Annotated in this window: 25 protein-coding genes, 1 riboswitch and 1 other annotated feature; of the genes, 20 read left to right on the forward strand and 5 right to left on the reverse strand. The window is 48.7% G+C overall.

The genetic code is table 11. The annotated features are described in order from the left end of the window. The first annotated feature begins 12 nt into the window (after positions 1-12). The 11 genes from KOG47_RS03980 (at position 13) to KOG47_RS04030 (ending at position 9735) form a co-directional block, all read left to right on the forward strand. Positions 13-261, forward strand: coding sequence for a NifU N-terminal domain-containing protein (locus KOG47_RS03980; RefSeq protein ID WP_074036416.1), 249 nt, complete (start codon positions 13-15; stop codon positions 259-261). Next, positions 258-1058 carry a glycosyltransferase family 2 protein gene (locus tag KOG47_RS03985; RefSeq protein WP_159562578.1) on the forward strand — a complete coding sequence of 267 codons (801 nt, stop codon included), beginning with the start codon at positions 258-260 and terminating at the stop codon, positions 1056-1058. Before KOG47_RS03980 ends, KOG47_RS03985 begins: the two co-directional genes overlap by 4 nt. 2 nt (positions 1059-1060) lie before the next feature. Next, complete coding sequence (locus KOG47_RS03990) at positions 1061-1555, forward strand: Lrp/AsnC family transcriptional regulator (protein ID WP_012726802.1); 495 nt, start codon at positions 1061-1063, stop codon at positions 1553-1555. Continuing rightward, positions 1552-2736: an aminotransferase gene (locus KOG47_RS03995; RefSeq protein WP_159562577.1), complete on the forward strand. Its 1185-nt coding sequence runs from the start codon at positions 1552-1554 to the stop codon at positions 2734-2736. The genes KOG47_RS03990 and KOG47_RS03995 overlap by 4 nt, the downstream gene beginning before the upstream one ends. 58 nt (positions 2737-2794) lie before the next feature. Beyond that, positions 2795-4039, forward strand: coding sequence for a lysine N(6)-hydroxylase/L-ornithine N(5)-oxygenase family protein (locus KOG47_RS04000; RefSeq protein ID WP_215243793.1), 1245 nt, complete (start codon positions 2795-2797; stop codon positions 4037-4039). A 196-nt stretch (positions 4040-4235) separates the two neighbouring features. After that, entirely contained in the window at positions 4236-4628 is a 393-nt protein-coding gene (gene yugI / locus KOG47_RS04005) for a S1 domain-containing post-transcriptional regulator GSP13 (protein WP_074033496.1), read from the forward strand. A 99-nt stretch (positions 4629-4727) separates the two neighbouring features. Further along, entirely contained in the window at positions 4728-5720 is a 993-nt protein-coding gene (locus KOG47_RS04010) for a Gfo/Idh/MocA family protein (RefSeq protein WP_215243794.1), read from the forward strand. Positions 5721-5794: 74 nt separating this feature from the next. Continuing rightward, positions 5795-6958, forward strand: coding sequence for an iron-containing alcohol dehydrogenase (locus tag KOG47_RS04015; protein WP_159562574.1), 1164 nt, complete (start codon positions 5795-5797; stop codon positions 6956-6958). A 106-nt stretch (positions 6959-7064) separates the two neighbouring features. Next, entirely contained in the window at positions 7065-8417 is a 1353-nt protein-coding gene (locus KOG47_RS04020; RefSeq protein WP_074036426.1) for a glucose-6-phosphate isomerase, read from the forward strand. A gap of 99 nt (positions 8418-8516) precedes the next feature. After that, complete coding sequence (gene ytkD, locus KOG47_RS04025; protein WP_159562573.1) at positions 8517-8990, forward strand: RNA deprotection pyrophosphohydrolase; 474 nt, start codon at positions 8517-8519, stop codon at positions 8988-8990. After that, on the forward strand, positions 8971-9735 hold the full coding sequence (locus KOG47_RS04030) for an alpha/beta hydrolase family protein (protein WP_214690705.1): 765 nt from the start codon (positions 8971-8973) through the stop codon (positions 9733-9735). Before ytkD ends, KOG47_RS04030 begins: the two co-directional genes overlap by 20 nt. A 15-nt stretch (positions 9736-9750) precedes the next feature. On the opposite strand, the gene pckA is transcribed toward KOG47_RS04030, so the two are convergent. After that, positions 9751-11322: a phosphoenolpyruvate carboxykinase (ATP) gene (gene pckA, locus KOG47_RS04035; protein ID WP_215243795.1), complete on the reverse strand. Its 1572-nt coding sequence runs from the start codon at positions 11320-11322 to the stop codon at positions 9751-9753. A gap of 322 nt (positions 11323-11644) precedes the next feature. Next, positions 11645-11764, forward strand: a riboswitch (SAM riboswitch). Between the two features lie 132 nt (positions 11765-11896). On the opposite strand from pckA, the gene metK reads away from it, so the two are divergent. Further along, positions 11897-13105: a methionine adenosyltransferase gene (metK, locus tag KOG47_RS04040; RefSeq protein WP_012726792.1), complete on the forward strand. Its 1209-nt coding sequence runs from the start codon at positions 11897-11899 to the stop codon at positions 13103-13105. A 37-nt stretch (positions 13106-13142) separates the two neighbouring features. Here metK and KOG47_RS04045 read toward each other — a convergent pair whose 3' ends face one another. Further along, entirely contained in the window at positions 13143-13661 is a 519-nt protein-coding gene (locus tag KOG47_RS04045; protein ID WP_196430939.1) for a hypothetical protein, read from the reverse strand. Positions 13662-13826: 165 nt separating this feature from the next. Between KOG47_RS04045 and KOG47_RS04050 the strand changes: the two genes are divergently transcribed. Together KOG47_RS04050 and KOG47_RS04055 are read left to right on the forward strand one after the other, a co-directional pair. After that, positions 13827-14297 carry a GNAT family N-acetyltransferase gene (locus KOG47_RS04050; protein WP_159562569.1) on the forward strand — a complete coding sequence of 157 codons (471 nt, stop codon included), beginning with the start codon at positions 13827-13829 and terminating at the stop codon, positions 14295-14297. 88 nt (positions 14298-14385) lie between these two features. After that, a complete protein-coding gene (locus KOG47_RS04055; protein ID WP_074036433.1) occupies positions 14386-15099 on the forward strand; it encodes an alpha/beta fold hydrolase in 714 nt (237 codons plus the stop codon). A gap of 31 nt (positions 15100-15130) precedes the next feature. On the opposite strand, the gene mnmM is transcribed toward KOG47_RS04055, so the two are convergent. Then, the gene (gene mnmM / locus KOG47_RS04060) at positions 15131-15703 is read right to left on the reverse strand and encodes a tRNA 5-(aminomethyl)-2-thiouridylate-methyltransferase MnmM (RefSeq protein WP_074036434.1); all 573 of its coding nucleotides are present in this window, start codon (positions 15701-15703) and stop codon (positions 15131-15133) included. Beyond that, positions 15657-16631, reverse strand: a complete 975-nt coding sequence (gene mnmL / locus KOG47_RS04065) for a tRNA modification radical SAM protein MnmL/YtqA (protein ID WP_215243796.1) — start codon at positions 16629-16631, stop codon at positions 15657-15659. The genes mnmM and mnmL overlap by 47 nt, the downstream gene beginning before the upstream one ends. Before the next feature lie 178 nt (positions 16632-16809). On the opposite strand from mnmL, the gene KOG47_RS04070 reads away from it, so the two are divergent. The 6 genes from KOG47_RS04070 (at position 16810) to KOG47_RS04095 (ending at position 24508) form a co-directional block, all read left to right on the forward strand. Next, complete coding sequence (locus KOG47_RS04070; protein ID WP_260563642.1) at positions 16810-17994, forward strand: MDR family MFS transporter; 1185 nt, start codon at positions 16810-16812, stop codon at positions 17992-17994. A 126-nt stretch (positions 17995-18120) separates the two neighbouring features. Then, the gene (locus KOG47_RS04075) at positions 18121-18867 is read left to right on the forward strand and encodes a bacteriorhodopsin-like (protein WP_214690708.1); all 747 of its coding nucleotides are present in this window, start codon (positions 18121-18123) and stop codon (positions 18865-18867) included. A 53-nt stretch (positions 18868-18920) separates the two neighbouring features. Then, positions 18921-19136: a binding site (T-box leader), on the forward strand. Positions 19137-19175: 39 nt separating this feature from the next. Next, positions 19176-21581, forward strand: a complete 2406-nt coding sequence (gene leuS, locus KOG47_RS04080; protein ID WP_215243798.1) for a leucine--tRNA ligase — start codon at positions 19176-19178, stop codon at positions 21579-21581. 117 nt (positions 21582-21698) lie between these two features. Further along, positions 21699-22826: a hypothetical protein gene (locus KOG47_RS04085; protein WP_251131801.1), complete on the forward strand. Its 1128-nt coding sequence runs from the start codon at positions 21699-21701 to the stop codon at positions 22824-22826. Positions 22827-22843: 17 nt separating this feature from the next. After that, the gene (locus KOG47_RS04090) at positions 22844-23356 is read left to right on the forward strand and encodes a pyrophosphohydrolase domain-containing protein (RefSeq protein ID WP_214816178.1); all 513 of its coding nucleotides are present in this window, start codon (positions 22844-22846) and stop codon (positions 23354-23356) included. Positions 23357-23671: 315 nt separating this feature from the next. After that, positions 23672-24508 (forward strand): DUF2268 domain-containing putative Zn-dependent protease, encoded by an 837-nt coding sequence (locus KOG47_RS04095; protein WP_251125250.1) that lies wholly within the window; start codon positions 23672-23674, stop codon positions 24506-24508. 105 nt (positions 24509-24613) lie between these two features. On the opposite strand, the gene KOG47_RS04100 is transcribed toward KOG47_RS04095, so the two are convergent. Then, on the reverse strand, positions 24614-25879 hold the full coding sequence (locus KOG47_RS04100) for a BaiN/RdsA family NAD(P)/FAD-dependent oxidoreductase (RefSeq protein WP_214690711.1): 1266 nt from the start codon (positions 25877-25879) through the stop codon (positions 24614-24616). Positions 25880-26017 lie beyond the last annotated feature (138 nt).

The raw sequence follows: 26017 nt of genomic DNA on the forward strand, positions 1-26017 counted from the left end.
GAGGAACCAATAATGTTACGAATTGATCCAACACCGAATCCGAATGCGATGAAAGTGACACTTCCAGAGAACGTGTTTGGCGCCAAGAGTCAAAGTGTGAAGGCGGGCGAAGCGACAGATCAACCGCTTCTCGCCAAGTTAGTTGAAATCGAAGGCGTGGAGAGTGTCTTTGCTTATGGTGACTTTGTGACCGTATCAAAGGAGAACGGTGTGAGCTGGGAAGCAATTCTTCCACTCGTTGAGACGGCATATCGCGGATGAAACCGATTGTCTCGATTGTCATTCCGGCTTATAAACGCGAGACGGAACTGACGGAACTGCTTGAAAGTCTAACGGTCCAAACATTTCAGCAGTTTGAGGTCTTGGTCATGAATAATGAAGGGCCGCCAAAACAACACCTTTTGGCGCCTTTTTTGAATCAATTGGATGCACGTGTCATCGAAGTGGGTGAAAACCATCATGTTCGTGCCCGTAATCGTGGTGTTCTCGAAGCGAGAGGCGATGTCATCTTGTTACTAGACGATGACGATTTGCTCATGCCGACACATCTAGAGGCAGGGCTACGCGACCTTCAACAGGCTGACCTCGTCTATTCGGACGCTGAGCTGTTCCGCTTCGAATGGAGAGGAGGCCGTCGTGTCGTGACGGACTGGGAACCGTTCGCTTACGCGTTTGATCGAGAGCGGATGCGTCAGGACTCGACGTTTATCCCTTCGGGTACGATGTATCGCAAATCGATTCATGACACGATCGGCCTATTCGACGAAGACGTCTATAACTACTGGGATTGGGATTTCTTGTTAAGGGTAATGGATGCATTCACCGTGTCACACCCGGCGCGTGCGACGGTACTGTACGCGTTCAACGGGACCGACAACCTATCAGCAATACAGGATGAAACGAGACGTCGTTATTTTGATCGTTTTTGTCAAAAGCACGGTCTGACAGACATGGAGATGAAGAATTTCCATATCGTTCAGGAGGAACGACGTTCATACGTGAGACAGACAGAGAGAACGTTCACAGGCGTGCTACCTGGTCGAACGGAAGGAGAATAAGTATGTATTCATCAAAAGAACTTGAGTTGTTAGAATTGTTAGAAGAAAAGGGGTATCTCGAGACGAAGATGTTGGCTGACTTGTTGGCACTCGATGAAGAGACGATTGAGTCGATGCTCGAGAAGTTCAAGCAAGACGGGATTCTCCTTGGATTTCGTGCCATGGTCAATTGGCAAAAAATCAATCGCCACGATGTCACTGCCTTCATTGACGTTAAAGTGACTCCGAAACGAGGGCGCGGATTTGACGACGTGGCCGAGCGTATTTATCGCTTCCCAGAAGTGACGGCGCTTTATTTGATGTCGGGGGCTTATGACCTTCAAGTCGTCATCCGGGCAAACTCGCTTCAAGATGTTGCCTCATTTGTCTCAGACAAGCTTTCGCCGCTTGATTCGGTTTTGTCGACGACAACTCACTTCAAATTGAAGACGTACAAACATGACGGGATTTTGTTCACCCCACAAACTGAAGATAAGCGGTTGAACATCACGCCATGAAGTCTTTATCAAATCAAGTCGTCTCGATGAAGCCATCGGGCATTCGCCGTTTCTTCGACTTAGCACAGACGATGGATAACGTGGTCTCTCTCGGGGTGGGAGAACCGGATTTCATCACACCGTGGAACGTGCGAGAAGCGAGCTATGCCGCACTCGAAGAAGGATATACGGCCTATAGTGCTAACGCCGGTCTCATCGAGTTGCGTGAAGAGATTGCAACTTATATGAAAGAACGCTTTTTAGTCGAGTACGATCCGACGTCTGAATTGATTGTCACGACAGGGGCATCGCAGGCGCTCGATATCGCATTCCGTGCCCTTCTCAATCCAGGGGACGAGGTCATCGTGGTCGAACCGGCATTCGTTTCATATGGTCCACTCATCGAGTTGGCAGGTGGAACCGTCGTGCCTGTCGCGTGTCGTCCAGAGAAAGGGTTTCGACTCGATCGGGATGACGTCGAGCAAGCCATCACAGAACGAACGAAAGCGATCTTGCTCTGCTTCCCGTCCAATCCAACGGGCGCTACGATGAATGGCGACGAACTCGCGCAAATCGCAGAACTCGCGACAAAGTATGACCTTTGGGTGGTCAGCGATGAGATTTATGCGGAACTTTGTTATGACGACCCATTCGTCAGCTTCGCGACGCTCCACGACATGCGAGACCGGACGATTGTTGTGAATGGTTTCTCAAAAGCGTTCGCAATGACAGGATGGCGTCTTGGCTTCACATGCGCGCCCGAAGTTGTGACGCGAGAGATGTTGAAGGTCCATCAATATGGCATGATGTGTGCACCTACGCTCGTTCAATTCGGTGGACTCGAGGCACTTCGGACTCGTGAGCAGCACGTGCCGAGCATGGTGAAAAGTTATCGTCAACGTCGGAACTATTTCATTCAAGCGCTGAACGAGGCGGGATTACCGACGCACGTGCCAGGTGGAGCATTTTATGCTTTTCCTTCGATTCGACATACTGGATTGACGAGTGAGGAATTTGCAGAACGTCTTCTCATCGAAGAACGTGTCGCCGTTGTTCCTGGAAATGCCTTCGGTGAGAGCGGGGAAGGATTCGTCCGGGCGAGTTATGCGACTTCGCTCGAACAACTACAAGAAGCGATTCTCCGGATTCAACGTTTCATGAAACAATTTGAAGTCACAGTAGCCAAGGACTCTCATTCGTGAGAGTTCTTTGGCGTTTTAGCGATATAACGAAAGGGAAAAGACGGGCGAGGTGAAGATGATGAAACGATTTGACTTTGTTGCAATCGGGTGTGGTCCGTATAATCTTGGTCTCATGGCCCTTGCGGAAAAAACTGAACTGCATGGGATTTGCTTTGAGCAACGCGCGGAGATGATGTGGCATGAAGGCATGTTGATTGAAGGGATGACGATGCAAACGCATTATTTACAAGATCTCGTCACGTTGGCGGACCCGACCCATTCGGCGAGTTTTCTGAACTATTTGAGTGATACGGGTCGACTCCAAACATTTATCACGCAAGAACAAGATAAGATTCCTCGAACGGAATACAATCGTTACTTGCGATGGGTTGTAAATCAACTGTCGACGATTCGTTTCAATCATTATGTGTCTGACGTTGTAGTGGAAGAAGAGGGCTTCCTCGTGACCGTCGAATCAGATGGTCGATCGACACAAGTTCATACAAGACATCTCGTCCTAGGGACAGGGGCGGCGCCATTCGTGCCGGACGGGTTTGAACAAGTCATTCATACGAGCGATTATTTGACGTACCGGGACGTCCTCAAAGACCGATATCGTGTCGCGGTCGTGGGGAGCGGACAGAGTGCGGCGGAAGTCTTTCTGGACTTGTTGCGTGAAGCGACGGATGAACAACGCGTCGACTGGATCACACGCTCCGAACAATTTGAGTCACTCGAAGCAGGCAAGCTTGGGGATGAAATTTTTAGTGTGGATTATGTCGATTATTTTCATAAGCTACCGTACGACGCTCGGCAAGAGCTACTCGGGTCATTCGAGCGTTTCCGTCATGGTGTCAATCCTGAGACGATGACCTCGATCTATGAGACCTTGTATCATCGGACGGCAGAAGCGGAAGCGACGAAGGCTGATATGATGACACAGGTTGAAGTGGAATCGATTTCTTATGATTGGTTAACACATCGTTTGAAAGGGACCCAACGGTATACGGGAGAAGTGATTGAAAGAGAGTACGATCTCGTTGTCGTGGCGACGGGGTATCGCCCGGTGATCCCATCTTGGATAGATCAGCTCCCGGTTGTATGGGAAGTAGAGGGAGAATGGGCAGTCCGTGACACGTATGAGGTGATCATGAGCGAGTCGCTAGGCGGAAAGTTGTTTACGCACACGAATATAGAGCATTCACATGGTCCGGCTGCGACGAATCTCGGGATGGCAGTCTATCGAAATGCGGTCATTTTGAACGACATGGCTGGAGAAACGATCTATCCGATTCGTCATCAGAAGCCGTTTACGACATTTTGAACAAAAAAAGGCTAGGCGAGTCGCCTAGCGGAATCAGGGGGGAATACTTGAAGTCTTGCTTGATTTGTATTTACCCCGCACTTCGACTTTAAAACATACCAACACGTCAAAAATAATCTTTTTTGCTAAATTCTACACTTTATCGAAAAAAGTATGTTATAGTAAGTTGATGAATTTAGCATAGGAGTTGTTTGTAATGGCAAAATACGAAAAAGATCAAGTATTAACAGGTAAAGTAACAGGAATCCAACCTTTCGGTGCTTTCGTAGCACTCGACGATGAGACTCAAGGTCTTGTACACATTTCAGAAATCTCACACGACTACGTAAAAGACGTAAACGATTACGTTCAAGTTGGTCAAGAAGTTGAAGTGAAAATCCTTGAAGTGGACGAAGCTTCTAAAAAAATCAAGCTTTCAATGAAAGCGACTCAAGAAGCTCCAAAACGCGAGAAGTCTGCGAAGCCAGCTCGTCGTGCGCCACGCCGCAACGAAGCATCTTCAAACTTCAAGCAAGAAGAAGCTCCAGGATTCACAGTCCTCAAAGACAAACTTGAAGACTGGATCAAAAACACAAACTTCAAGAAGTAAGTGTTTCAAGGTGGCCCGTTCTAAACGGGTCACCTTTTTTATTTTACAGGAATCGGCGGATTGAATGACGAAACTGTAAAGCGAATAGGAGGGGATGGCATGAAGATTGGCATCATCGGAACGGGAGGAATTGCGACGAGTGCCCATATCCCGAATTATGTCAAAGCAGGCATGGATGTGGTAGCGGTCATGAACCGGACACGGGCAAACGGGGAACGTGTCGCACGACAGTTCGGCATCCCGAACGTTTATGAGACGGTCGAAGAGATGCTTTCACGCGAAAATCTCGATGCGGTCAGTATATGTACACCAAACGCCTTACATAAAGAGCAAGTGCTGCTTGCGCTTGAAGCAGGATGTCACGTTCTCTGTGAGAAGCCACCGGGAATTTCAGAGAATGAAGCGATCGAGATGTTGGAAGCGGCAAAACGAGCCGGAAAAACATTGCATTACGGATTCCATTACCGACATCGTGAGGATACGGTTCTGTTGAAGCGAATGATTGATGCGGGTGAACTCGGAGACATCTATGCAGCGACGGCGCTCGCGCTTCGACGGCGTGGAATTCCGGGATGGGGTGTCTTCACGAATAAAGAACTGCAAGGCGGGGGTGCATTACTCGACATAGGTGTGCATATGTTAGACCTGGCGCTTCATTTGATGGGATACCCGAAACCGAGAGAGGTCGTCGGTCATGTCGGTCAGTACTTAGGGAATCGTTCGGGTGTCGGCTTGCTGGGGGAATGGGACGCGAGTTCGCTCACAGTCGAGGATACGGCGAGAGCGATGGTCACGTTTGAAAACGGAGCATCCTTATTACTCGACGTCAGCTACATGGCCAACATCGAGGAAAAAGATACGATGCGAGTGGAATGTCGCGGCACGAAAGCCGGAGCCAGTCTGTTCCCGCTCACACTTCACACGGAGAAATTTGGGGCATTGTTTGACGAGCGACCAGCTTATTTGACTGAACACGACCCGTATGAGCGGCAAATCCGACTCTTCCTTGAGGCCTGTGGAGAAGAGCCGAACTATCAGCAAGCGGAGGAAGCGGTCATCTTGCATCACATCATCGACCGTATCTATCAGTAAGCACGATACTTTTCATTCCGTGAAAACAGGGTATATAGTGTAGGTGTTACATATTTCTATGAGGAGGTTAACTTATGCACAACTTTGAATACAAAAACCCGACAAAACTAATTTTTGGGACACATCAGGTCGAAAAATTAGGTGGAGAACTAGAAGCGCTTGACGCGAAGAAAGTGATGCTCGTCTATGGTGGCGGAAGCATCAAAAAGAACGGGACGTACGATGAAGTCGTGGCCGAGCTTGAAAAAGCCGGTATCTCATACGTAGACTTCTCAGGTGTTGAACCGAACCCGCGGATTGAGACTGTACGTCGTGCGGTGAAATTTGCGCGTGAAGAGGACGTTGATGCCTTGCTAGCTGTCGGTGGCGGTTCCGTCATCGACTGCACAAAACTGATTTCAGCAGCGATTCCATATGACGGGGACGCGTGGGACATCGTACTTCGTGAACATATCCCGACAGAGGCGGTACCATTCGGGACAGTCCTTACACTCGCTGCGACAGGGTCGGAGATGAACTCGGGATCGGTCATCACGAACTGGGAGACTCAAGAGAAGTTCGGTTGGGGTCACCCACTTGTATTCCCGACATTCTCGATCCTCGATCCACGTTACACCGTGTCGGTTCCAAAAGACCAGACAATTTATGGCATCGTCGACATGATGAGCCACTGTTTCGAGCAATACTTCCACCCGAACCATGCGCCGGTACAAGAACGCATGACAGAAGGTGTTTTGAAAGCGGTCGTCGAATCGGCACCGAAACTCGTCAACGATTTAGAAAACGTAGACCTCCGTGCCATCATCTTATTCTCAGGTACGATGGCATTGAACGGTGTACTTCAAATGGGTGCAGCCGGTGACTGGGCATCGCACAACATCGAACACGCCGTATCTGCTGTCCATGACATCCCGCATGCTGGGGGCCTCGCGATCCTCTTCCCACGTTGGATGGAACATGTGTTGGATGAAGACAATGCGGCTCGCTTTGCTCGACTCGGTACGGAAGTGTTCGATGTGGAGCCAGGTGCAACGGATTTAGAGACAGGGAAGCGTACAATCGAGGCCATCCGTGCGTTCTTCGATCAACTCGGTGCACCGAACTCGCTTCGTGACTACGATATCGATGAGTCGACATTCGATGCGATTCTTGATTCTGCGATGAAACGTGGTGCATTTGGTCGTTTCCGTACGCTCGAACGGGAAGATGTTGCGCATATTCTCGAACTAAGTAAATAAGGCGATTTCTTGCCTATTTTGCAATAATGATTGAACGAATCTAGACTTTCCGTTTATGATGGGTCATGTATGGCTCTTTTACGAGCGATTTAAAGGAGGAAATGACATGTCAACTGTACGTTTCGATTATTCAAACGCGCTCTCATTCGTAGGGAAGCATGAAATCGACCAAATGCAAGAAACGGTAAAAACTCTCCACTCGGTGATTCACGAGCGGAGCGGTGCCGGAAGTGATTTTCTTGGGTGGGTCGACCTTCCGACCGAATACGATCAAGATGAGTTCGCACGAATCAAAGCTGCGGCGGAACGAATTCGCGAGAATTCAGATGTTCTCGTCGTCGTCGGAATCGGAGGTTCTTACCTCGGTGCCCGTGCAGCGATCGAAATGCTTCAACATTCGTTCTTCAACGTATTGTCAAAAGAAGAGCGCAAGGCGCCACAAGTATTCTATGCGGGCCATAACATCTCTTCAACGTATATGAGAGAGTTGCTTCAAGTGCTTGAAGGGAAAGACGTCTCAATCAACGTCATCTCGAAATCAGGAACGACGACAGAACCTGCGATCGCATTCCGTGTCCTCAAGCAATTCATGGAAGACAAGTATGGTCAAGACGGAGCGCGTGAGCGGATCTATGCGACGACAGACCGTGCCCGTGGCGCCCTCAAGACGCTCGCGGACGCTGAAGGTTACGAGACGTTCGTTATTCCAGATGACGTCGGTGGACGTTTCTCTGTCCTCACACCGGTCGGACTTCTTCCGATTGCCGCTGCAGGAATCGATATCGATGCTTTGATGGAAGGCGCACGCGATGCACAAAACGCCTACAGCTCGCCAGAATTGGCTGAGAACGAAGCGTATCAGTATGCAGTCGTACGTAATGCTCTCTATGCGAAAGGTAAATCGATTGAGATGCTCGTCAACTACGAACCAGCTCTACACTACGTGTCAGAGTGGTGGAAACAGCTTTACGGAGAATCAGAAGGGAAAGACAACAAAGGGATCTTCCCTGCGGCTGTCGACTTCTCGACTGATCTTCACTCGATGGGTCAATACATTCAAGAAGGCCGTCGCGACTTGTTCGAGACAGTCATCCGTGTGAAAGAAGTCCGTCACACAATGAACGTCCCAGAAGACGCACAAGACTTGGATGGTTTGAACTTCCTCGCAGGCGAAACAATCCAATTCGTGAACGACAAGGCGACAGAAGGGACGCTCCTCGCACATACAGATGGGGACGTACCGAACCTTGTCGTCGAATTGCCAGAGATGACACCTTACCACCTCGGTTACTTGTTCTACTTCTTCGAGAAAGCATGTGCAATGAGCGGATACATCCTCGGGGTGAACCCGTTCAACCAACCTGGCGTTGAAGCATACAAAGCGAACATGTTCGCATTACTCGGTAAACCAGGGTATGAAGAACAAAAAGCAGAACTTGAAAAACGCTTGAATCAATAAGAAAACGAATCGGTCCGCGTGTCGGACCGATTTTTTTGTTTGAAACTGGGTGCAGACAAGGTAAAGTGAGAGTAGACAGGGGAAAGAAAGGGATGGACTATGAAGACATTCAAGGATTACTATCATAATCAAGTCGAGTTAAGCTTCACCCATTATCCGTTCTCAGACACGCCGCTCCACGTCTGGGTCGTCGCCCGATATAAGGACAAATGGGTATTGACGAAACATAAGCAACGAGGGCTCGAATTCCCAGGTGGGAAAGTCGAGCCGGGAGAACATGAGGATGCCGCTGCCATCCGGGAAGTATATGAAGAGACCGGAGGCGTCGTCAAGACATTACGATACATGGGGCAGTATCGTGTGCTCGGCCGCGGCGACACCGTCATCAAAAACATTTATTTTGCGGAAATCGAACGATTCGAAGATCATCCCGCAGTCGACGAGACGGATGGGGCCGTCTTGATCGATGTCTTGCCGGACAACCTACTACGGAATCCACGTTACAGTTTTATGATGAAAGACCGTGTCTTACCGGAAACGATGAGGGTGCTCCATGAGCAACACTTGGTTTGATCGGGTCGACGTCTTGCCACCTTATGCCGGTTATCGGGTGACGCGTGGGTGGTATACGACAAATGATGGGGAAGAGGTCGTCGCCTATTCGATTGAACCGAAACGGTCGAACGGACAGGTATTGATGTACTTACGAGGGGGGACGGCACGAATCGGAGACGTCCGGTTGCCGCGACTCATGCAATTTGCGGCACGTGGTTTTCATGTGGTGGCCCCGGTTTATCGAGGCAATCACGGAGGTACGGGAAAAGAAGACTTCGGTGGAGAGGATTTAGAAGACGTACTCTCACTCTATGATCGCGTCCAAACGAGTGGACGACCGATTCATGCACTCGGTTTTTCGCGCGGTGGGATGATGGCACTCTCTCTCGCATCTGAACGACCGGTCACCACTGTCACTTCATGGGCCGGTGTGACGAATCTAGAGTGGACGTATGAAGAGCAGCGCTCGATGCGGAAGATGTTACGTCGCATGACGGGCGGGGACCCTGAATCGGCAGAAACGGCATATACGGAACGTTCTCCGCTCTATAAGGAATGGGGCGCTCCAACGCTGATCATCCATGGTACGGATGATGAGCAGGTCCGATTGCGCCATGCGACGGCAGTCGCCGAGAAATTAGGTGAGCAGGCCGAGTTTTGGGTGCTTCCGTTCGGACACCAACTCCCGTTTTGGGATAAATGGGAGACGACCGAACAAGCGATGGAATGGATGCTACAACAAGCGAAAGCACCGACTCGATGAGTCGGTGCTTTCGTATTAGATGACCAGTGGACCGGCTGCGATGACCGATTCACTCGCTTTCGTGAACCGTGTGAAGTTCTCTTTAAACTTCATCGCGAGTGCCTTCGCCTCGACATCGTAGCGAGCTGGGTCGCTCCACGTGTCACGTGGATTGAGCACGTTACTCGGTACGCCTTCGATGGCTACTGGAATCTCGACGTTGAAAATGTCATGTTTCTTCGTCTCGACGTCACGAAGTTGACCGTTGACTGCGGCGTTGACCATCGCACGCGTGTAAGCGAGTTTCATACGTGAACCTTCACCGTATGCACCGCCAGTCCAACCTGTGTTGACGAGGTAGACATCCACGTCGTGTTCCTCAATCAATTTACCGAGCATATCCGCGTAACGCTCTGGAGCGAGCGGAAGGAACGGTGAACCGAAGCAAGTCGAGAATGTCGCCTGTGGTTCTGTGACACCGCGCTCGGTGCCGGCAAGTTTTGACGTATAACCCGACAAGAAGTGGTACATCGCCTGTTCTTTCGTCAGTTTGCTGATCGGAGGCAAGACGCCATATGCATCTGCCGTCAAGAAGACAATCGTATTCGGATGACCTGCGCGAGATGGGAGCATCGCATTGTCGATGAACTCGATTGGATATGCCGCACGTGTGTTTTCCGTCAGGGAAATGTTCTTATAGTCCGGTGTACGATCTTCATTCAACACGACGTTTTCAATCAATGAACCGAAGCGAATCGCATCATAGATTTGAGGTTCGTTCTCACGAGACAAGTTGATCGTCTTCGCGTAACAACCTCCTTCGATGTTGAAGACCCCGTCCGGTGACCATCCGTGTTCGTCGTCTCCAATCAAGTGACGCTCAGGGTCAGCCGAGAGCGTTGTCTTCCCAGTGCCCGACAATCCGAAGAAGAGTGCCGTTTCGTTCGCATCGTTGACGTTTGCTGAACAGTGCATCGATAACACGTTCTGCTCAGGTAGCAAGAAGTTCATGACGGAGAAGATAGATTTTTTAATTTCGCCACCGTATTCTGTTCCCCCGATCAGAATCGTGCGCTTGGCGAATGAGACGAGAATGAACGTCTCAGAGTTCGTACCATCGACCGCAGGGTCTGCTTTATAGCTCGGTGCATAAATGACCGTGAACGGGTCGAACGCACCTTTCGTCGGCCATTCGCGTAAGAACAATTGTTTGGCGAACAGACTGTGCCACGCATACTCCGTAATGGCACGGACAGGCAACGTATAGTGTTCATCTGCACCAGCGGATGCTTCTAGATAATACAGCTTATCCTTCTTTTCTAAATGGTCGAGAACTTTGTCAAGAAGTGCTGAAAACTTCTCTTCTGCGATCGGTTGGTTCACTTTACCCCAATCGACGAGGTTGTTGCTGACTTCATCTTGTACGACGAATTTGTCTTTCGGTGACCGTCCGGTAAAAGCACCGGTGCTGACAGATAATGCCCCGTCTTTTGTCAGTACACCTTCACCATTTTGAATGGCTTCTTCCACCAGCTCTGGAACCGTCAAGTTCCGTAACATGTCGGCACCATTAATTAATTCTTCGATTTTCAGGAGCGTTGTCGCCATCCTGAATCCCACCTTTCCCCTAAATAGATGTGGATGAAATCCGCATACTTCCGCGATTACGATTAATCAGTATGACATTTTTAATTATATGTGACACACTAATTAAACACAAGCGTTTCTTCTCTCTAAGTAAGCGCTTTCTTACAAAGTTATTTTATCACATTCTCTTATCACAAGGTGTTAAAAAAAAGAAACGAAATAAAAAAATGTTTGACGATTCACAAACAGAAATGTTTTGCAAGTCTGTGAAAACTTTTACGAATTCGTCCGATTCCCTTGACATAATCGAGTGTCATTTATATGATGGTTTTCGTAACGGATACTCTTATTCTGAGCGGTGGAGGGAACAAGGCCCTACGAAGCCCAGCAACCGTCCGACATGAAGTCTTGTGCGGAAAAGGTGCTATCCTGAAGCGAAGCCATTAGCTTCGAACGATAAGAGGGTAAGGAAGAACGATTCAACCTTTCCCCATGTATGTCATCGGGGGAGGTTTTTTTCATTACCGTCCCAAAGCAACGCGTAAGGGGAACGAGTACCGTCCACATAATACCCTTATTATAGGAGGTTTTTTGAATGTCAAAATTGAACCGTCGACTTTTTACTTCAGAGTCGGTTACTGAAGGACATCCAGACAAAATTTGTGATCAGATCTCTGACTCCATCTTGGATGCCATTTTAGCGGAAGACCCGAATGCCCGTGTTGCGGCAGAAACGTCTGTCACAACAGGTCTTGTACTCGTAGCTGGTGAAATCACAACGTCAACTTACGTGGATATCCCGAAAGTTGTCCGTGAAACAATCCGCGAAATCGGATACACGCGTGCGAAATATGGCTTTGATGCTGAAACGTGTGCGGTCTTGACGTCAATCGATGAGCAATCGGTAGACATCGCGCAAGGTGTTGACCAGGCGCTTGAAGCACGTGAAGGTCAGATGACTGAAGAGGAACTCGATGCAATCGGTGCAGGAGACCAAGGTCTTATGTTCGGATATGCGACAAACGAGACACCTGAGCTCATGCCGCTTCCAATCTCGTTGGCACACAAGTTGTCACGTCGTCTTGCTGAAGTGCGTAAGAACGGTACGCTCGAGTACCTTCGTCCGGACGGGAAGACGCAAGTAACGGTCGAGTATGATGAGGACAACAACCCTGTTCGCATCGATACGATTGTTATTTCGACACAACACGCTGAAGAAATCACGCTTGAGCAAATTCAAGAAGACTTGAAAAAACATGTCATCGAGGCAGTCATTCCGGCTGAACTCATCGATGCTGAAACAAAATACTTCATCAACCCGACTGGTCGCTTCGTAATCGGTGGACCACAAGGGGACGCAGGTTTGACTGGACGTAAGATCATCGTCGATACGTACGGTGGATACGCTCGTCACGGTGGCGGTGCATTCTCTGGTAAAGATCCTACAAAAGTTGACCGTTCAGCGGCATACGCAGCCCGCTATGTAGCGAAAAACATCGTTGCAGCAGGACTTGCTGATAAAGCAGAAGTTCAACTTGCATACGCAATCGGTGTTGCACACCCAGTATCAATCGCTGTCGATACGTTCGGCACAGGTAAATTGAGCGAAACGGAACTCGTTGAACTCGTTCGCGAGAACTTCGATCTCCGTCCAGCAGGCATCATCAAGATGCTTGACCTTCGTCGCCCAATCTACAAACAAACGGCAGCTTACGGTCACTTCGGTCGTACAGACATCGAACTCCCATGGGAGCAAACAGATAAAGCAGCCATTCTTGAAGAAGGCGCGAAACGTTTCGCGTAATCATCAAAAACGACCTTTCCGAGGAAAGGTCGTTTTTTTATGCTGTCGGTGGTACCTGTTTGTTCGAATCGGATGAAGAATCGGTTGTCGGATCTTGTCCAAGCGCCGTATCCTTCGCTTCGACGACTTTCTCCCCGATGTCCTGTAAGTCCGACTTGGCCTCTTGAGCCGTCTCGACGATTTTAGTGACGTCCTCTTTCACGGTATCGACTTCCCCGACGACTTTTTCGTATACGTTTTGGACATCTGTAGAGACTTCTTGAATCTTTGTCGAGGCCGACTTCACTTGTTCAATGACTTGAGACGCCTTTCCGGCAGGATCTTGTTTCACTTCGTTGACGATGCCCCCGACCGACGATTTCGCATTCGAGAGGGATTGCTTTGTCTGCTCCCGGTTCGAGGAGCTAAGTAAGGCGAGTAGACCACCGACGAGTGCACCGAGCAACATCCCGGTCACGACACTGATTTTTGGACTTCCCCCGTCCAATTGATCGAATTGGCGGTTCGGGTTTGCTGTCTGTTCTACTTTCGGGTCATGTTCTTGTCTAGGTTCCATGTGGTTCCACTCCTTCGTTTGATTGGCATTGGTTGTGTTATACCCTAGAGCAATGTCTACGTAACGTTTTCTGATGAATCGTCATGAAAAAGAAATGAAGGAGCAGGATAAAAACACCGGGATAGGGAATGATACAAATAGATTGGCCAAAAGGGGGAAGCTGTCATGAACATGAGGGAAGCAGTGCCAGAAGATGCGACGCTGATTCGGAACATCGCGCTGGCGACCATTTCACAGGATGATTCCAATCGAACGAGAGCGATGGAACGCGCGTATCGGCAAGAAGAGATTGTACGAGCAATCAGTTCAAGTGAAGAAGCACGAGAACAGTATTTTATCGTTGGCGAATATGAAGAAGATGTCATCGGATTTTGTCATGCCATCGATCGCGGTGACATGTGGGAGATGCTCCGCCTCTATCTGCACCCCGATTATCATCGAAACGGCTACGGCGCAGCCTTTTTGGCCCACCTTCAATCGAAAAAAGAACAGCCGATGGAAGTGTACGTTGAGAATTCGAATGAGCAAGCAATCGCCTTCCTCTTGCATCAATCTTTCAAAGAAGTGAATCGCATCCAGGAAGAGGTGTATGATCGCCCGATGGAACTCATCCATTTACGATATGACCCGAGCTAAGCCTCCAGACGGATTTTATTTAAACATCAGTTGCGGCTGATGTTTTTTTGATACAATGAATGTAGTCTATAAACGAGGTGACGGCTGTATGGCAAATGAAGAAGTACGAAAAGGAGTCATCGTCATCGTGTATCCGTTACAATTCACGTCACGGATCAGCGAGAACTTTATTCGACGGCTCGAAGACGAGTATGAAGTCATCGTCGTCCGCGAACAATCGATTGGATTGACGGCGGGTGACCATAAGCAACTAATCAAGCGAGCATTGCGCGAGGCAGGAGAATATAAATTACCGATTCATGTCGTGGCATTCAGTCTTGGCGCACTCTTAACGAATCGCCTTTTACAGGAGTACGATGTGCCACTCGGGAGTCTCACATATATCTCCCCATTGTTTGATTGGCATGCCACTCGTCAAATCGGTGGGTTGAAACAAGTCGTCGCAAGTGCTGTCGACCGTTTTCGTCCTGACTTGCCACTTGGGATGATGACATTTACTGGCGGCGGAGACGAGTCGTCCCGATTCGGAGAAATCACATATGCGCAATATCGGGAGATCGAAGAAGAAATCGTCGAGCATCAGGAAGAGAAGAAGCATCTGCCACGCCTTCCGCTCGCCTGTTTCTATGCACCAGACGACCAGTTTGCGGACGTGAAGTTGACGTTGAATGTTTGTCGAAAAATCGGTGGGGACCAAGTGTATATCCGGCGATTGGAAGGATTCCCACACTTTGGTTACGAACGATTGAACACGAAATTCGCGGAAACCCTCATGACGTTTTATGAATTGATTCAAGAATGACAGAAGGCGACTCTAATGAGCCGCCTTTTTCTTATGCACGTTTTTCAATCGCCACGATGAATGGGGGATGATTGACTTGGTTGATAAATCCATAACGCAGGACGCCTGCCTGTTTTTGATCGAGGGACTCTACATAATGAAGCACCTCGTCTCGTTCGACTTTCCCACTTTCATGTCCGTGGTAAATCACGATGACGATGACGCCACCGACAGCCATGACGTCTAATAGTTGGGATAATGCGGCAATCGTCGTATTTCCGTGTGTCGTGATCGATTTATCACTTCCCGGTAAATACCCTAAGTTGAAGACGGCCGCGGTGATCGGACGCGCTTCCTTTTCAACGACCGCTTGGACCGTATCGTGACTATCATGAATCACGGTCACACGTTCACTGACATCCGCTTCTTCAACCCGCGCCTTTGTGGCTGCTACAGCTTCTGATTGGATATCAAAAGCATAGACATGTCCTGTCTCGCCTACAGCATTCGCTAAGAACAACGTATCGTGTCCGTTCCCGGCCGTCATATCGATGGCGACCTGACCTTCCTCGAGATGGTCATGTAGTAATTGTTTTGCAAAAGGTAGTACTCTCATTAATCCCATACATCTCATCCTTCTTTTTTCCTTGAAAAGAATCCCGGCGCTCCAATTCCGCACGAATCTTGTTTAGCACCTGCATCTTGTGACGGCTCCATAGCGGACCGATCAAGAGGTCGGGAGGACCGTCTCCTGTCAAACGATGGACGATCACCTCGGGAGGAATCCGTTCGAGTTGATCACAGACGAGGGAGACGTATGTGTCTTCATCCATCAAGTCGAGCAGTCCTTTCTCATATTGACGGGCGAGCGGTGTGTGTTTCAAGACGTGAAGTAAATGGATCTTGATTCCTTGTATGTCCATTTTAGCAACTTCTCGTGCCGTGTCGAGCATCATCTCTGGTGTCTCACCTGGGAGGCCATTGATGATATGAACGCAGACACGAATATTGTGACGGCGAAGTTTCGCAAGACCGGTCAAAAACGATTGATAGTCGTGCCCGCGATTGATCTTTTTAGCGGTGGTGTCGTGTACGGTCTGAAGACCAAGCTCTACCCAAAGGGAAGTCCGTTCATTCAACTCTGCTAAATAGGCGACGACGTCGTCCGGCAAGCAGTCAGGACGTGTCGCAATCGAGAGACCGACGACCCCATCCTCATTTAGTGCCGGTTCATACAATTCACGTAACCGCTCGACTGGTGCATACGTATTACTAAACGCTTGGAAATAAGCAATATAATTGGCATTTTTCCACTTCCGGTGGAGACGAGCCTTCACTTCTGCAAATTGAACGGGAATCGGATCGCAAGCATTTCCCGCGAAATCACCACTTCCATCGTCCGAACAGAAGGTGCATCCGCCTTTTGAGACACGTCCGTCACGGTTCGGGCACGTGAAGCCACCATCGAGTGGCACTTTAAACACCTTGCCCCCGTACTCTCGGCGATACGCCTCATTTAGTGTATGGTAGCGATTTTGACCGAATGGATTCATGTTCATCTCTCCTTCCTTGCTCATCCTATCACAAACGGAAAATGACAAAACTTCATAATAAGTAATTTTTCTTGACACTTCGTTGGCGTTCGTTTAGGTTTGATAAGGAAATCTTGTCGATTCGGCCTTTTTGTGCCGATTTTTTTAATGTGAAAGAAGAATGAAAGGAGGACTTGGTGTGAACAATAAAATGCCAATTTCGGTATGGATTTTAGTCATTGCGATGGCGCTCAATACAACGGCGGCGTCTTTTTTATGGCCATTTAACACACTGTATATTCATGATTTTTTAGGTGAGTCGATGACGCTTGCTGGGGTGGCGCTTCTTGTGAACTCGGCACTCGCGATTGTCGGGAACTACATCGGAGGGACGCTATTCGATCGAATCGGTGGGAAGACGACGTTGATGATTTCTGTCGGTCTCTTGCTCGCGAGCTCGCTTGGATTTTTACTGTTTCATGCCACGTTCTTCGGCTATCTCGTATGGCTCGGATTGATCGGTCTTTCAGGTGGACTCGTCTTTCCGACCGTATATGCGTTTGCGGGTCTCATTTGGCCAGAAGGGGGACGCCGTTCGTTCAATGCGATTTACGTCGCGCAAAACGTGGGGGTCGCCCTCGGTACGGCAATGAGTGGTCAAATCGCTCGATTTAACATCGAGTGGATTTTTTATGCGAACTTCTTCTTATCGGTCTTATTTGTCGTGGTGCTCTTGTTTGGACTGCGTTATTTGAAAAACCCGGCACGTCCTGTCGTTCAGTCGCAACTAGAAGCGGCAGCCACGACACTATCGAGTGCGACGATGAAATCGATGTGGTATGTCGCCGTCGGTTATGCGGTGCTTTGGTTCGTGTATGTTCAATGGCAGGGGACGATTGCGGTTCACTCGAAAGATCTCGGCGTCACAATCAGTCAATACTCACTCCTTTGGACAGTGAACGGGGCGATGATTGTCTTCGCACAACCGTTGCTCAACCGCGTCTTACGACAGTTTGAGGACGACTTAAAACGTCAATTGATCATCGGGGCATCCATCTTCCTCGGTGCGTTCTTGATTGTCCCATTCGCTGGTGGATTCGGGATGTTCATGGTCGCGATGGTTGTCATGACCATCGGGGAGATGTTTGTCTGGCCGGCTGTTCCGACGATTGCGGCGAAGCTTGCCCCACCTGGGAAAGCTGGGCAATACCAAGGGCTCGTCAATATCGCAGCATCCGTCGGTCGAATGATTGGACCGACGTTCTCCGGTTTATTATTCGACGCGTTCGGCATGAATGCAGTATTTACATTGATTATTTTGCTGATTATCACAGCTAACATTGTCTTTTTACGCATTCGTTCATTAAATGTTCAAAATTCGTGACTTTGCGCATATTCTCTACAGATTTAAAGCTTCGACCTATTGACTTTCGAGGATAAAATTTAGGTGAAGGATCCTTTCACCACATATGTTGTTGTCGGTCAATTCTCATTGAAGGGGATGGGCATGATGAACGAGGAAGTCAATTTACTCGTGTTGGCAACGCAGTATATGTTTTGGGTTGGTTTTGTAGGAATGGCGGCTGCGACTTTGTATTTTCTCGTTGAGCGGAGCAGTCTGGATCCCGAGTACCGTTCGGTCGCGACGGTGGCGGCACTCGTTACGTTTGTAGCAGCGATTCATTATTACTTTATGAAGGATGCGGTCGGCGATTCTGGATTACTATCGGAAATCACCGGGTTTCCGACGGAGATTCGGTATATCGATTGGCTTGTCACGACACCCTTACTCTTAATCAAGTTTCCGCTACTGCTTAGCCTGCAAGGGAAGATGAAGACCGGTTTATTAACGAAGTTGATTATCGCGGATATCATCATGATTGTTGCCGGTTATCTCGGCGAGTCGTCCATTAACTTGAACGGCGGATTCACGCAACTTGGACTTTGGGGATATATTGTAGGTTGTATTGCGTGGCTTTATATCATTTACTTGCTCTTCACGAACGTCACGAAAGCGGCGGAGACGTCACCTCCACCTATTCGGAAGGCGTTACTCAACATGCGTCTCTTCATTTTGATTGGGTGGGCGATTTACCCAATCGGCTATGCGGTGACATTGTTCGCAACAGGGATTGAAGTTCAGCTCGTGCGCGAATTGATTTACAACGTTGCGGATTTAATCAATAAAGTGGGATTCGGATTAATTGCGTTCTTTGCTGTTAAAACCATCTCAACGCAAAAACAAGTCAAAGCTTGAAAACTTCAAGTTGACGTTGAATTTCAGAATGGGCTAAAATAGACTACGATGAATAGCAAGCGTTGAAGAGGACTAGTAGCGAACGTTCCGTTTCAAAGAGAGTCGATGGATGGTGTGAATCGATAAGCGGATGTTGTGAACTCGCCTTGGAGCTGTTTTCCTGAAACGAGTAGGGAAAACCGGGGTTACGCCTCGTTACCGGCGTCTCAAGTGGCAGCAATGCAACATGGGTGGTACCGCGGAGAGCTTTCAAGCCTTTCGTCCCATTTTCGGGGACGGAAGGCTTTTTATTATGCAGAGGAGGAAGAATGTTGAGCTATTTTAAACATCAAGAAATCGAGCCGAAGTGGCAAAAGCGTTGGGAAGAGAAAGAAGCATTTAAAACGACAGAAGACCCGGAGAAGGATTGTTTCTATGTCCTTGATATGTTCCCTTACCCATCCGGTGCAGGTCTTCACGTCGGTCACCCGGAAGGTTATACGGCGACGGATATCATCGCTCGTATGAAACGGATGCAAGGATATAACGTTCTTCATCCGATTGGCTGGGATGCATTCGGTCTTCCTGCCGAGCAATATGCACTCGACACAGGGAACGACCCGCGTGAATTCACAGCGCGCAACATCGAGACGTTCCGCCGTCAGTTGAAAGAACTCGGATTCTCATACGATTGGGACCGTGAAATTAGCACGACGGACCCGAAATACTATAAATGGACGCAGTGGATCTTCACGCAACTCTTCGAACGTGGCCTCGCATACGTCGATGAAGTTGCGGTCAACTGGTGCCCGGCTCTCGGTACGGTCCTTGCGAACGAGGAAGTCATCGATGGCTTGTCAGAGCGTGGAAATCACCCTGTCTACCGTGTCCCGATGAAGCAGTGGGTGCTTCGTATCACGGAATACGCAGAGCGTTTGCTTGAAGACTTGGAAGGTCTCGATTGGCCTGAGAGCGTGAAAGAGATGCAACGCAACTGGATCGGCAAATCGGTCGGTGCCGAGGTCGACTTTAAGGTCGACGGTCATGATAAGATCGTCACAGTATTCACAACACGTCCAGATACACTTCACGGGGCGACATACGTGACACTCGCACCAGAGCATCCGTTCACGAAAGTGGTCACGACACCGGAACAATCGACGGCAGTCGAAGCATACATTGAGGAAGTCTCGAAGAAGACGGACCTCGAGCGTACAGACCTTGCCAAAGAGAAGACAGGTGTCTTCACGGGCGCTTATGCGATCAACCCGGTGAACGGCGAGAAACTTCCGATTTGGACAGCGGACTACGTTCTCTCGACATATGGGACAGGTGCAGTCATGGCTGTTCCTGGACACGATGAGCGCGATTATGAGTTTGCGAAAACGTTCGACCTCCCGATCCGTGAAGTCGTCAAAGGTGGAAACGTGGAAGAGGCGGCTTACGTCGAAGACGGTGAGCACGTCAACTCTGGTAGCTTGAACGGACTTAATAAAGCCGATGCCATCAAGACGATCATTGAAGAGCTCGAAGCTAGTGGCACAGGGCGTGCGAAGACGACATACCGTCTTCGTGACTGGTTGTTCAGCCGTCAACGTTACTGGGGCGAGCCGATTCCGGTCGTCCATATGGAAGACGGAACGATGAAGACGGTACCGGTCGAAGAACTTCCGCTCGAACTTCCGATCATCGATGAAATCAAACCATCTGGTACAGGTGAGTCGCCACTTGCGAACGCAGAAGAGTGGTTGACGTATACAGATCCGGTCACAGGGGAAAAAGGTCGTCGCGAGACGAACACGATGCCACAATGGGCAGGTAGCTGCTGGTACTACATCCGTTACATCGATCCAGATAACGAAGAGATGATCGCGGATCCTGAGAAACTCAAGCGTTGGCTTCCAGTCGACTTGTATATCGGGGGTACGGAGCATGCCGTTCTTCACTTGCTCTATGCACGTTTCTGGCATAAAGTCCTCTTTGATATCGGTGTCGTCCCGACGAGCGAACCGTTCCAAAAACTCTACAACCAAGGGATGATCCTCGGTGAGAACAACGAGAAGATGTCGAAATCTCGTGGGAACGTTGTCAACCCGGATGATATCGTGAAGTCGCACGGAGCCGATACACTCCGCCTTTACGAAATGTTCATGGGACCACTTGATGCGGCCATCGCATGGTCGACGAATGGTCTTGACGGGGCACGTCGCTTCCTCGACCGCGTCTGGCGTTTGTTCGATCAGACGAACTTCGCAGACGTGGCACCAACTGCCGACTTTGAACGCACGTATCATCAGACGGTGAAAAAAGTCACGGAGGATTACGAAGCCCTTCGCTTCAACACGGCGATTTCGCAGTTGATGGTCTTCGTCAATGAAGCGAACAAACAAGAGACGTTACCGAAATCACAAATGGTCGACTTCATCAAGATGCTTTCACCAGTCGCGCCGCACTTGTCTGAAGAGTTGTGGGAGAAGATGGGCATGACGGAAGAGTTGACGTATGCGGCTTGGCCGACATACGATGAGTCAAAACTTGTAAGCGACACGATTGAAGTCGTCATCCAGGTGAACGGGAAACTCCGTGCGAAAATGCACGTCTCTCGTGACGCATCAAAAGAAGCACTTGAGGCGGAAGCACTCGGGAACGAGCGTGTCCAAGAGTTCACAGAAGGCAAGACGGTTCGTAAAGTCATTGTCGTTCCTGGAAAACTCGTCAATATTGTAGTTGGCTAACAAAAAGAATGTGTGACATTGTCGCACATTCTTTTCTTTTTAGTGAGGTCATTTTCTTTTATGGACGGTTTTGATACACTAAAGGGCGATACTGAAGTAGAAGGGGACGACATGTCCATGAAACGTTCTTATGTGCTATACACGACATTATGTGCTGTCGTGGTCGGTGTGATCCTTTGTTATGTTTTTGTCTTTTCAGATGAAGAGATTCAACGACAGGTCGCCTCGACATTTGAAAAAATTGATATTCAAACGAGTCATCAAACGGCCTCACTTCCACCCGTGGAAGCTGCGCAGGATGATGAAGATATCGATACGACCGATGCCCTCGAACAAATCAGTCAAATCGATGAAGTGTATTACAGTGACACGATCGGGGCGTATTTGGTCTTAACCGAACAAGCTGAATTTTTTGAAGTGAGCGGAAACGGGACGCGCGTCAACTCTGTGCTCCAACTTGAGAATTCAGGCAAACAGCGCCTCGATGACTTTATCGGGATGCGCATGGTCGAAGAAAATCTTGTGTATGCGGTGACAGCGAACGGTACGCTCATTACAATCGAGCGAGAAGAAGGACGCTGGGTCGAGCGGCCACGTAAACAAATCAAAGGACTCGTGTCGGAAGACCGAATCTTTGGTCTTGGGTATGACCGGGAAACGAAACGGCTGTTCATGATGAACCGATTGGCGGATACCCCGGACCTTGAGCTCCTTTATGTCGAAGAACGGGAGATCGAACCGGAGACTCCGGCCGATGACAAATCATCAGAAACGTCGACTGACGCTGACACGAATACTCAAGAAACAGAAGAATCATCGGAAGATTCAACGATAGAAAACGTCTCGACGAATGACGATGCCTCGAGCGAAACGGCTGCAACTGAAGACTCGCCTGACAATGAGTCGAACGAACAAGAAGCGGAAGAAGAGAAACAAGAGCCCGAGACCGAATGGATGCTTGATTCACGACAAGCGTTATCTGCTGACGGGATGAGTGCTTCCATCCAGCAAAAATTCGAACGGTTCGAAGGAGTTGGGCTAGTCGAGAGGCAAGGACGCGTCTACGTGCTCGACTCTGAGGAGCTCGTTCTCTATACGGTCAACCCAGAAGAAGGGACCATCAACGGTCAGATGGTGACGCCTCGTGTGTATGATTCGACCGGTATGTTTTTACAAGACAATGAAATCTTTGCAATCGTCCACCCGGAAGTATTCGATTTAGATGCCTTCGTATCTGTGGACTGATCATGGGGGAATGACAGATGAGCAAGCGTTACTTTTTTGAAGAAGTGAAACAATTCCACGAGACATTTGGACATCCAGGAGCGAAATCGCCGCAACCGTTGACGCTTGATCGTGCGACAAAACGATCGGTGTGGACGGCAGAGGAAGCGGTCGTCGAGTTTTTGCATCAATCATCGGAATCGGAAGAAGAGTTTTTACAAGCCATCGAGCAATTCCAAGTAGGATTCCAAAAGGCGGTTCAAAAATCGTTGCAAGACGCACCTCCGTCGGATGATGTGGAACGCCTCGTCGGACAAGGGGATGCATTGACGGATGCGTTATACTTTGTGATGGGCAGTTTCGTTGAACTCGGGCTCGACCCCGTTCCGTTGTTTGAAATCGTCCAGCGCGCCAATATGGCGAAACTTGGACCGGACGGGAAGCCGATCTTACGCGAGTCAGACAATAAAGTCATGAAACCTGAAGGATGGATGCCGCCCGAGCCGGAGCTCGAAAAAGAAGTGCGTCGTCAAATCGCAGGGAAAGAATAACCATAAACGGCTTGAGCCCTCATTAGAGTGGGTTCGAGTCGTTTTTTGTTGTGATGGTCGTGATGACATGCTGATATTAGATGGGATTGGAAAGGTTATGGGAGTAATTAATGGTATAATTTAACATAAGTAAGCGAATGAGGGATATTGATCATTGATATGGAGGTCATTTAACTGAAAAAGCTATTCGGTATTCTATGTTGTAGTTCAGCACTTCTATTAACAGCATGTAGTGAGGATGAAAAAGAGTTAGAATCTAAAAAATCAGAGCCTGACGTTTCAATCGAAACGATAGAAATCAATGAAGAGAATAAATTGACAATCATCCCACTCTATACCCAATACCAACAATATTTGAACGCATCCCTTGAAACAACCGATGCGGAGGAAAATAAACAAAACTTCAAAAAATATGTATTGGATTACATAGGGGAAGTCGGAGAGGAAGAAAAGATCGATACATCTATATTAAAAACGAGCTTTTCACTAAAGCCGACTCCTCATAAGCAACAATTGCTGAAGCAGTTAGACAAATTAATCGAGCAGCATGACGAGATTAAAGAGATTATTGCATCGACATATGCAGATTCAAATCAAATTCTCCCTAAAAAGAAGGGCATGGTGTTTATCGCACCGTATAATCCTGAATTCTTCTACGATAGTGGACCGATTGAAGGGGTAGGCGCCCAAGCGTATAAAGACACCTTCATCTTGTTTCTTGATACAGATTTTGACAAAGGTGTGTTAGCCCATTCGATGGCTCATGAATACCATCATCTGATTCTTCGTGATCAAAACGAATATAACCTGAGTTCGATTCTCGAGTCAGTGATTATTGAAGGGAAAGCGGATGCGTTTGCCGACCGCATTGTCAAAGGGGTAACGCCACCGTGGTATGTAGACGTTGATGAAGCGACCATGAAACATATTGCGAGTCGAGTGAATGATTATGAAACGTCCTTCACCGATTTTGTAGTCGGTAATTATCAAAAAGATATGCCACGTTGGAGTAACTATATTCTAGGGAGGGATGTGCTCCATGACTATTTGACGGCGCACCCAGAACTGTCGATTCCCGAATGGACCTTCAAAGAAGATCATGAGATTTTAGAAAAATACAAGTATCGAGATGTGATGGAATTGGAAAATTAAGTTGAAAAGAATGTTAAAAGGCTTGACCCTGAATGAGACAGGATCAAACCTTTTAATTGTTTAGTGATCATGATAGAACGCAGACGATGCGTTTGACCGAACCTTTTACCGCCCTGTCGCCAGTTCGGCTGCATGCGATCCGGCGCAATGTCCCGTTGTGAAGGCGGCCGTGATGTTGTAGCCACCTGTGTATCCATGAATGTCGAGTACTTCACCTGCAAAGAAGAGACCTGGTGCCTTCTTTGACATCATCGTCTGTGGTGCAACTTCTTTAACCGAAACGCCGCCACCTGTGACGAACGCTTTATCAAAGTCGAGTGTCCCGACGGCGTGCATCTCGAACATTTTCAAACGTGTTGCGAAATCAATGACGGATTGCTTTTTCAACTGACTCGCATCTTCTTCTCCAAATGCGAGTTCTTCGAGCAATAAGTCAAGAAGTCGCTCAGGGATGTAGCCTTTCCATACGTTTTTAACGGCACGCTTCGGTTGGCTCTGTACTTGGTTCCACAGTTCCTGAACGAGCGCATCTCGTGACGTGTCCGGGAAGAAGTCGAGTGACAAGAGGACGACCTGTTCTTTGCTGCGCTTCCGTTCTTTGATCGTATATTGACTGCAACGGAGTGCGATTGGACCAGAGATCCCGAAATGGGTAAAGATCATGTCGCCTTGGTGCGTCTTGATGGCCTTTCCTTTTTTGCCGTGTACCGTCAATGCGACGTCCCGTAACGATAATCCTTGAAGTTGTTTCGTTCCGATGAACGAATCGTTCAATTTGATGGGCACCTCTGTCGGGAAGAGTTCCGTGATGGTATGTCCGGCCTTCTCTGCCCATGGATAGCCGTCCCCGGTCGAACCGGTGTGCGGGACAGACTGACCGCCGACCGCGACGACGCAAGCTTTTGCCTCGAGCATCTCACCGTCCATCAACTCGACCGCATGAAACTCGTTTTCTTCATTAAAATGTAGCGTTTTGACTTCAGCCTTTTTTCGAATCTCGACGCCGAGGTCTTCAATCGCCCGAAGCAACGTGTTGACCACATCCTGTGCCTTATCCGTCACAGGGAACATGCGCCCATTATCCTCTTCTTTCAGCGGAATCCCGAATCCAGTGAAGAGGTCGATAATCGATTGATTGTCGAACTGAGCAAGGGCGCTGTATAAGAAACGACCATTGCCTGGGATGAACTGAATCAACTCATCGATTGGCTTTCGGTTCGTGACGTTACAACGTCCTCCACCTGAAATGGCCAATTTCCGACCAAGTTTTGAACCTTTATCAATCAGCAAGGTCGAAGCGCCACTTTTTGCCGCTGCATACGTTGCCATGAGCCCGCTCGGTCCTCCACCGATGACGATGACATCTTTCATAGGGTATCTCCTCATTTCTTCATCTATATGATTAGTAAAATTATCGTAACTTTATTATCCGTAACAGTAAGAGTATAATGAGAAGCGGTTGTTTTGTAAAACCGAATTCATTGAAATCGTTGATTTATAGATGGAGGT

The sequence above is a fragment of the Exiguobacterium sp. s121 genome, from assembly GCF_018617245.1.
GTDB classification, from domain to species: Bacteria; Bacillota; Bacilli; order Exiguobacteriales; family Exiguobacteriaceae; genus Exiguobacterium; species Exiguobacterium profundum.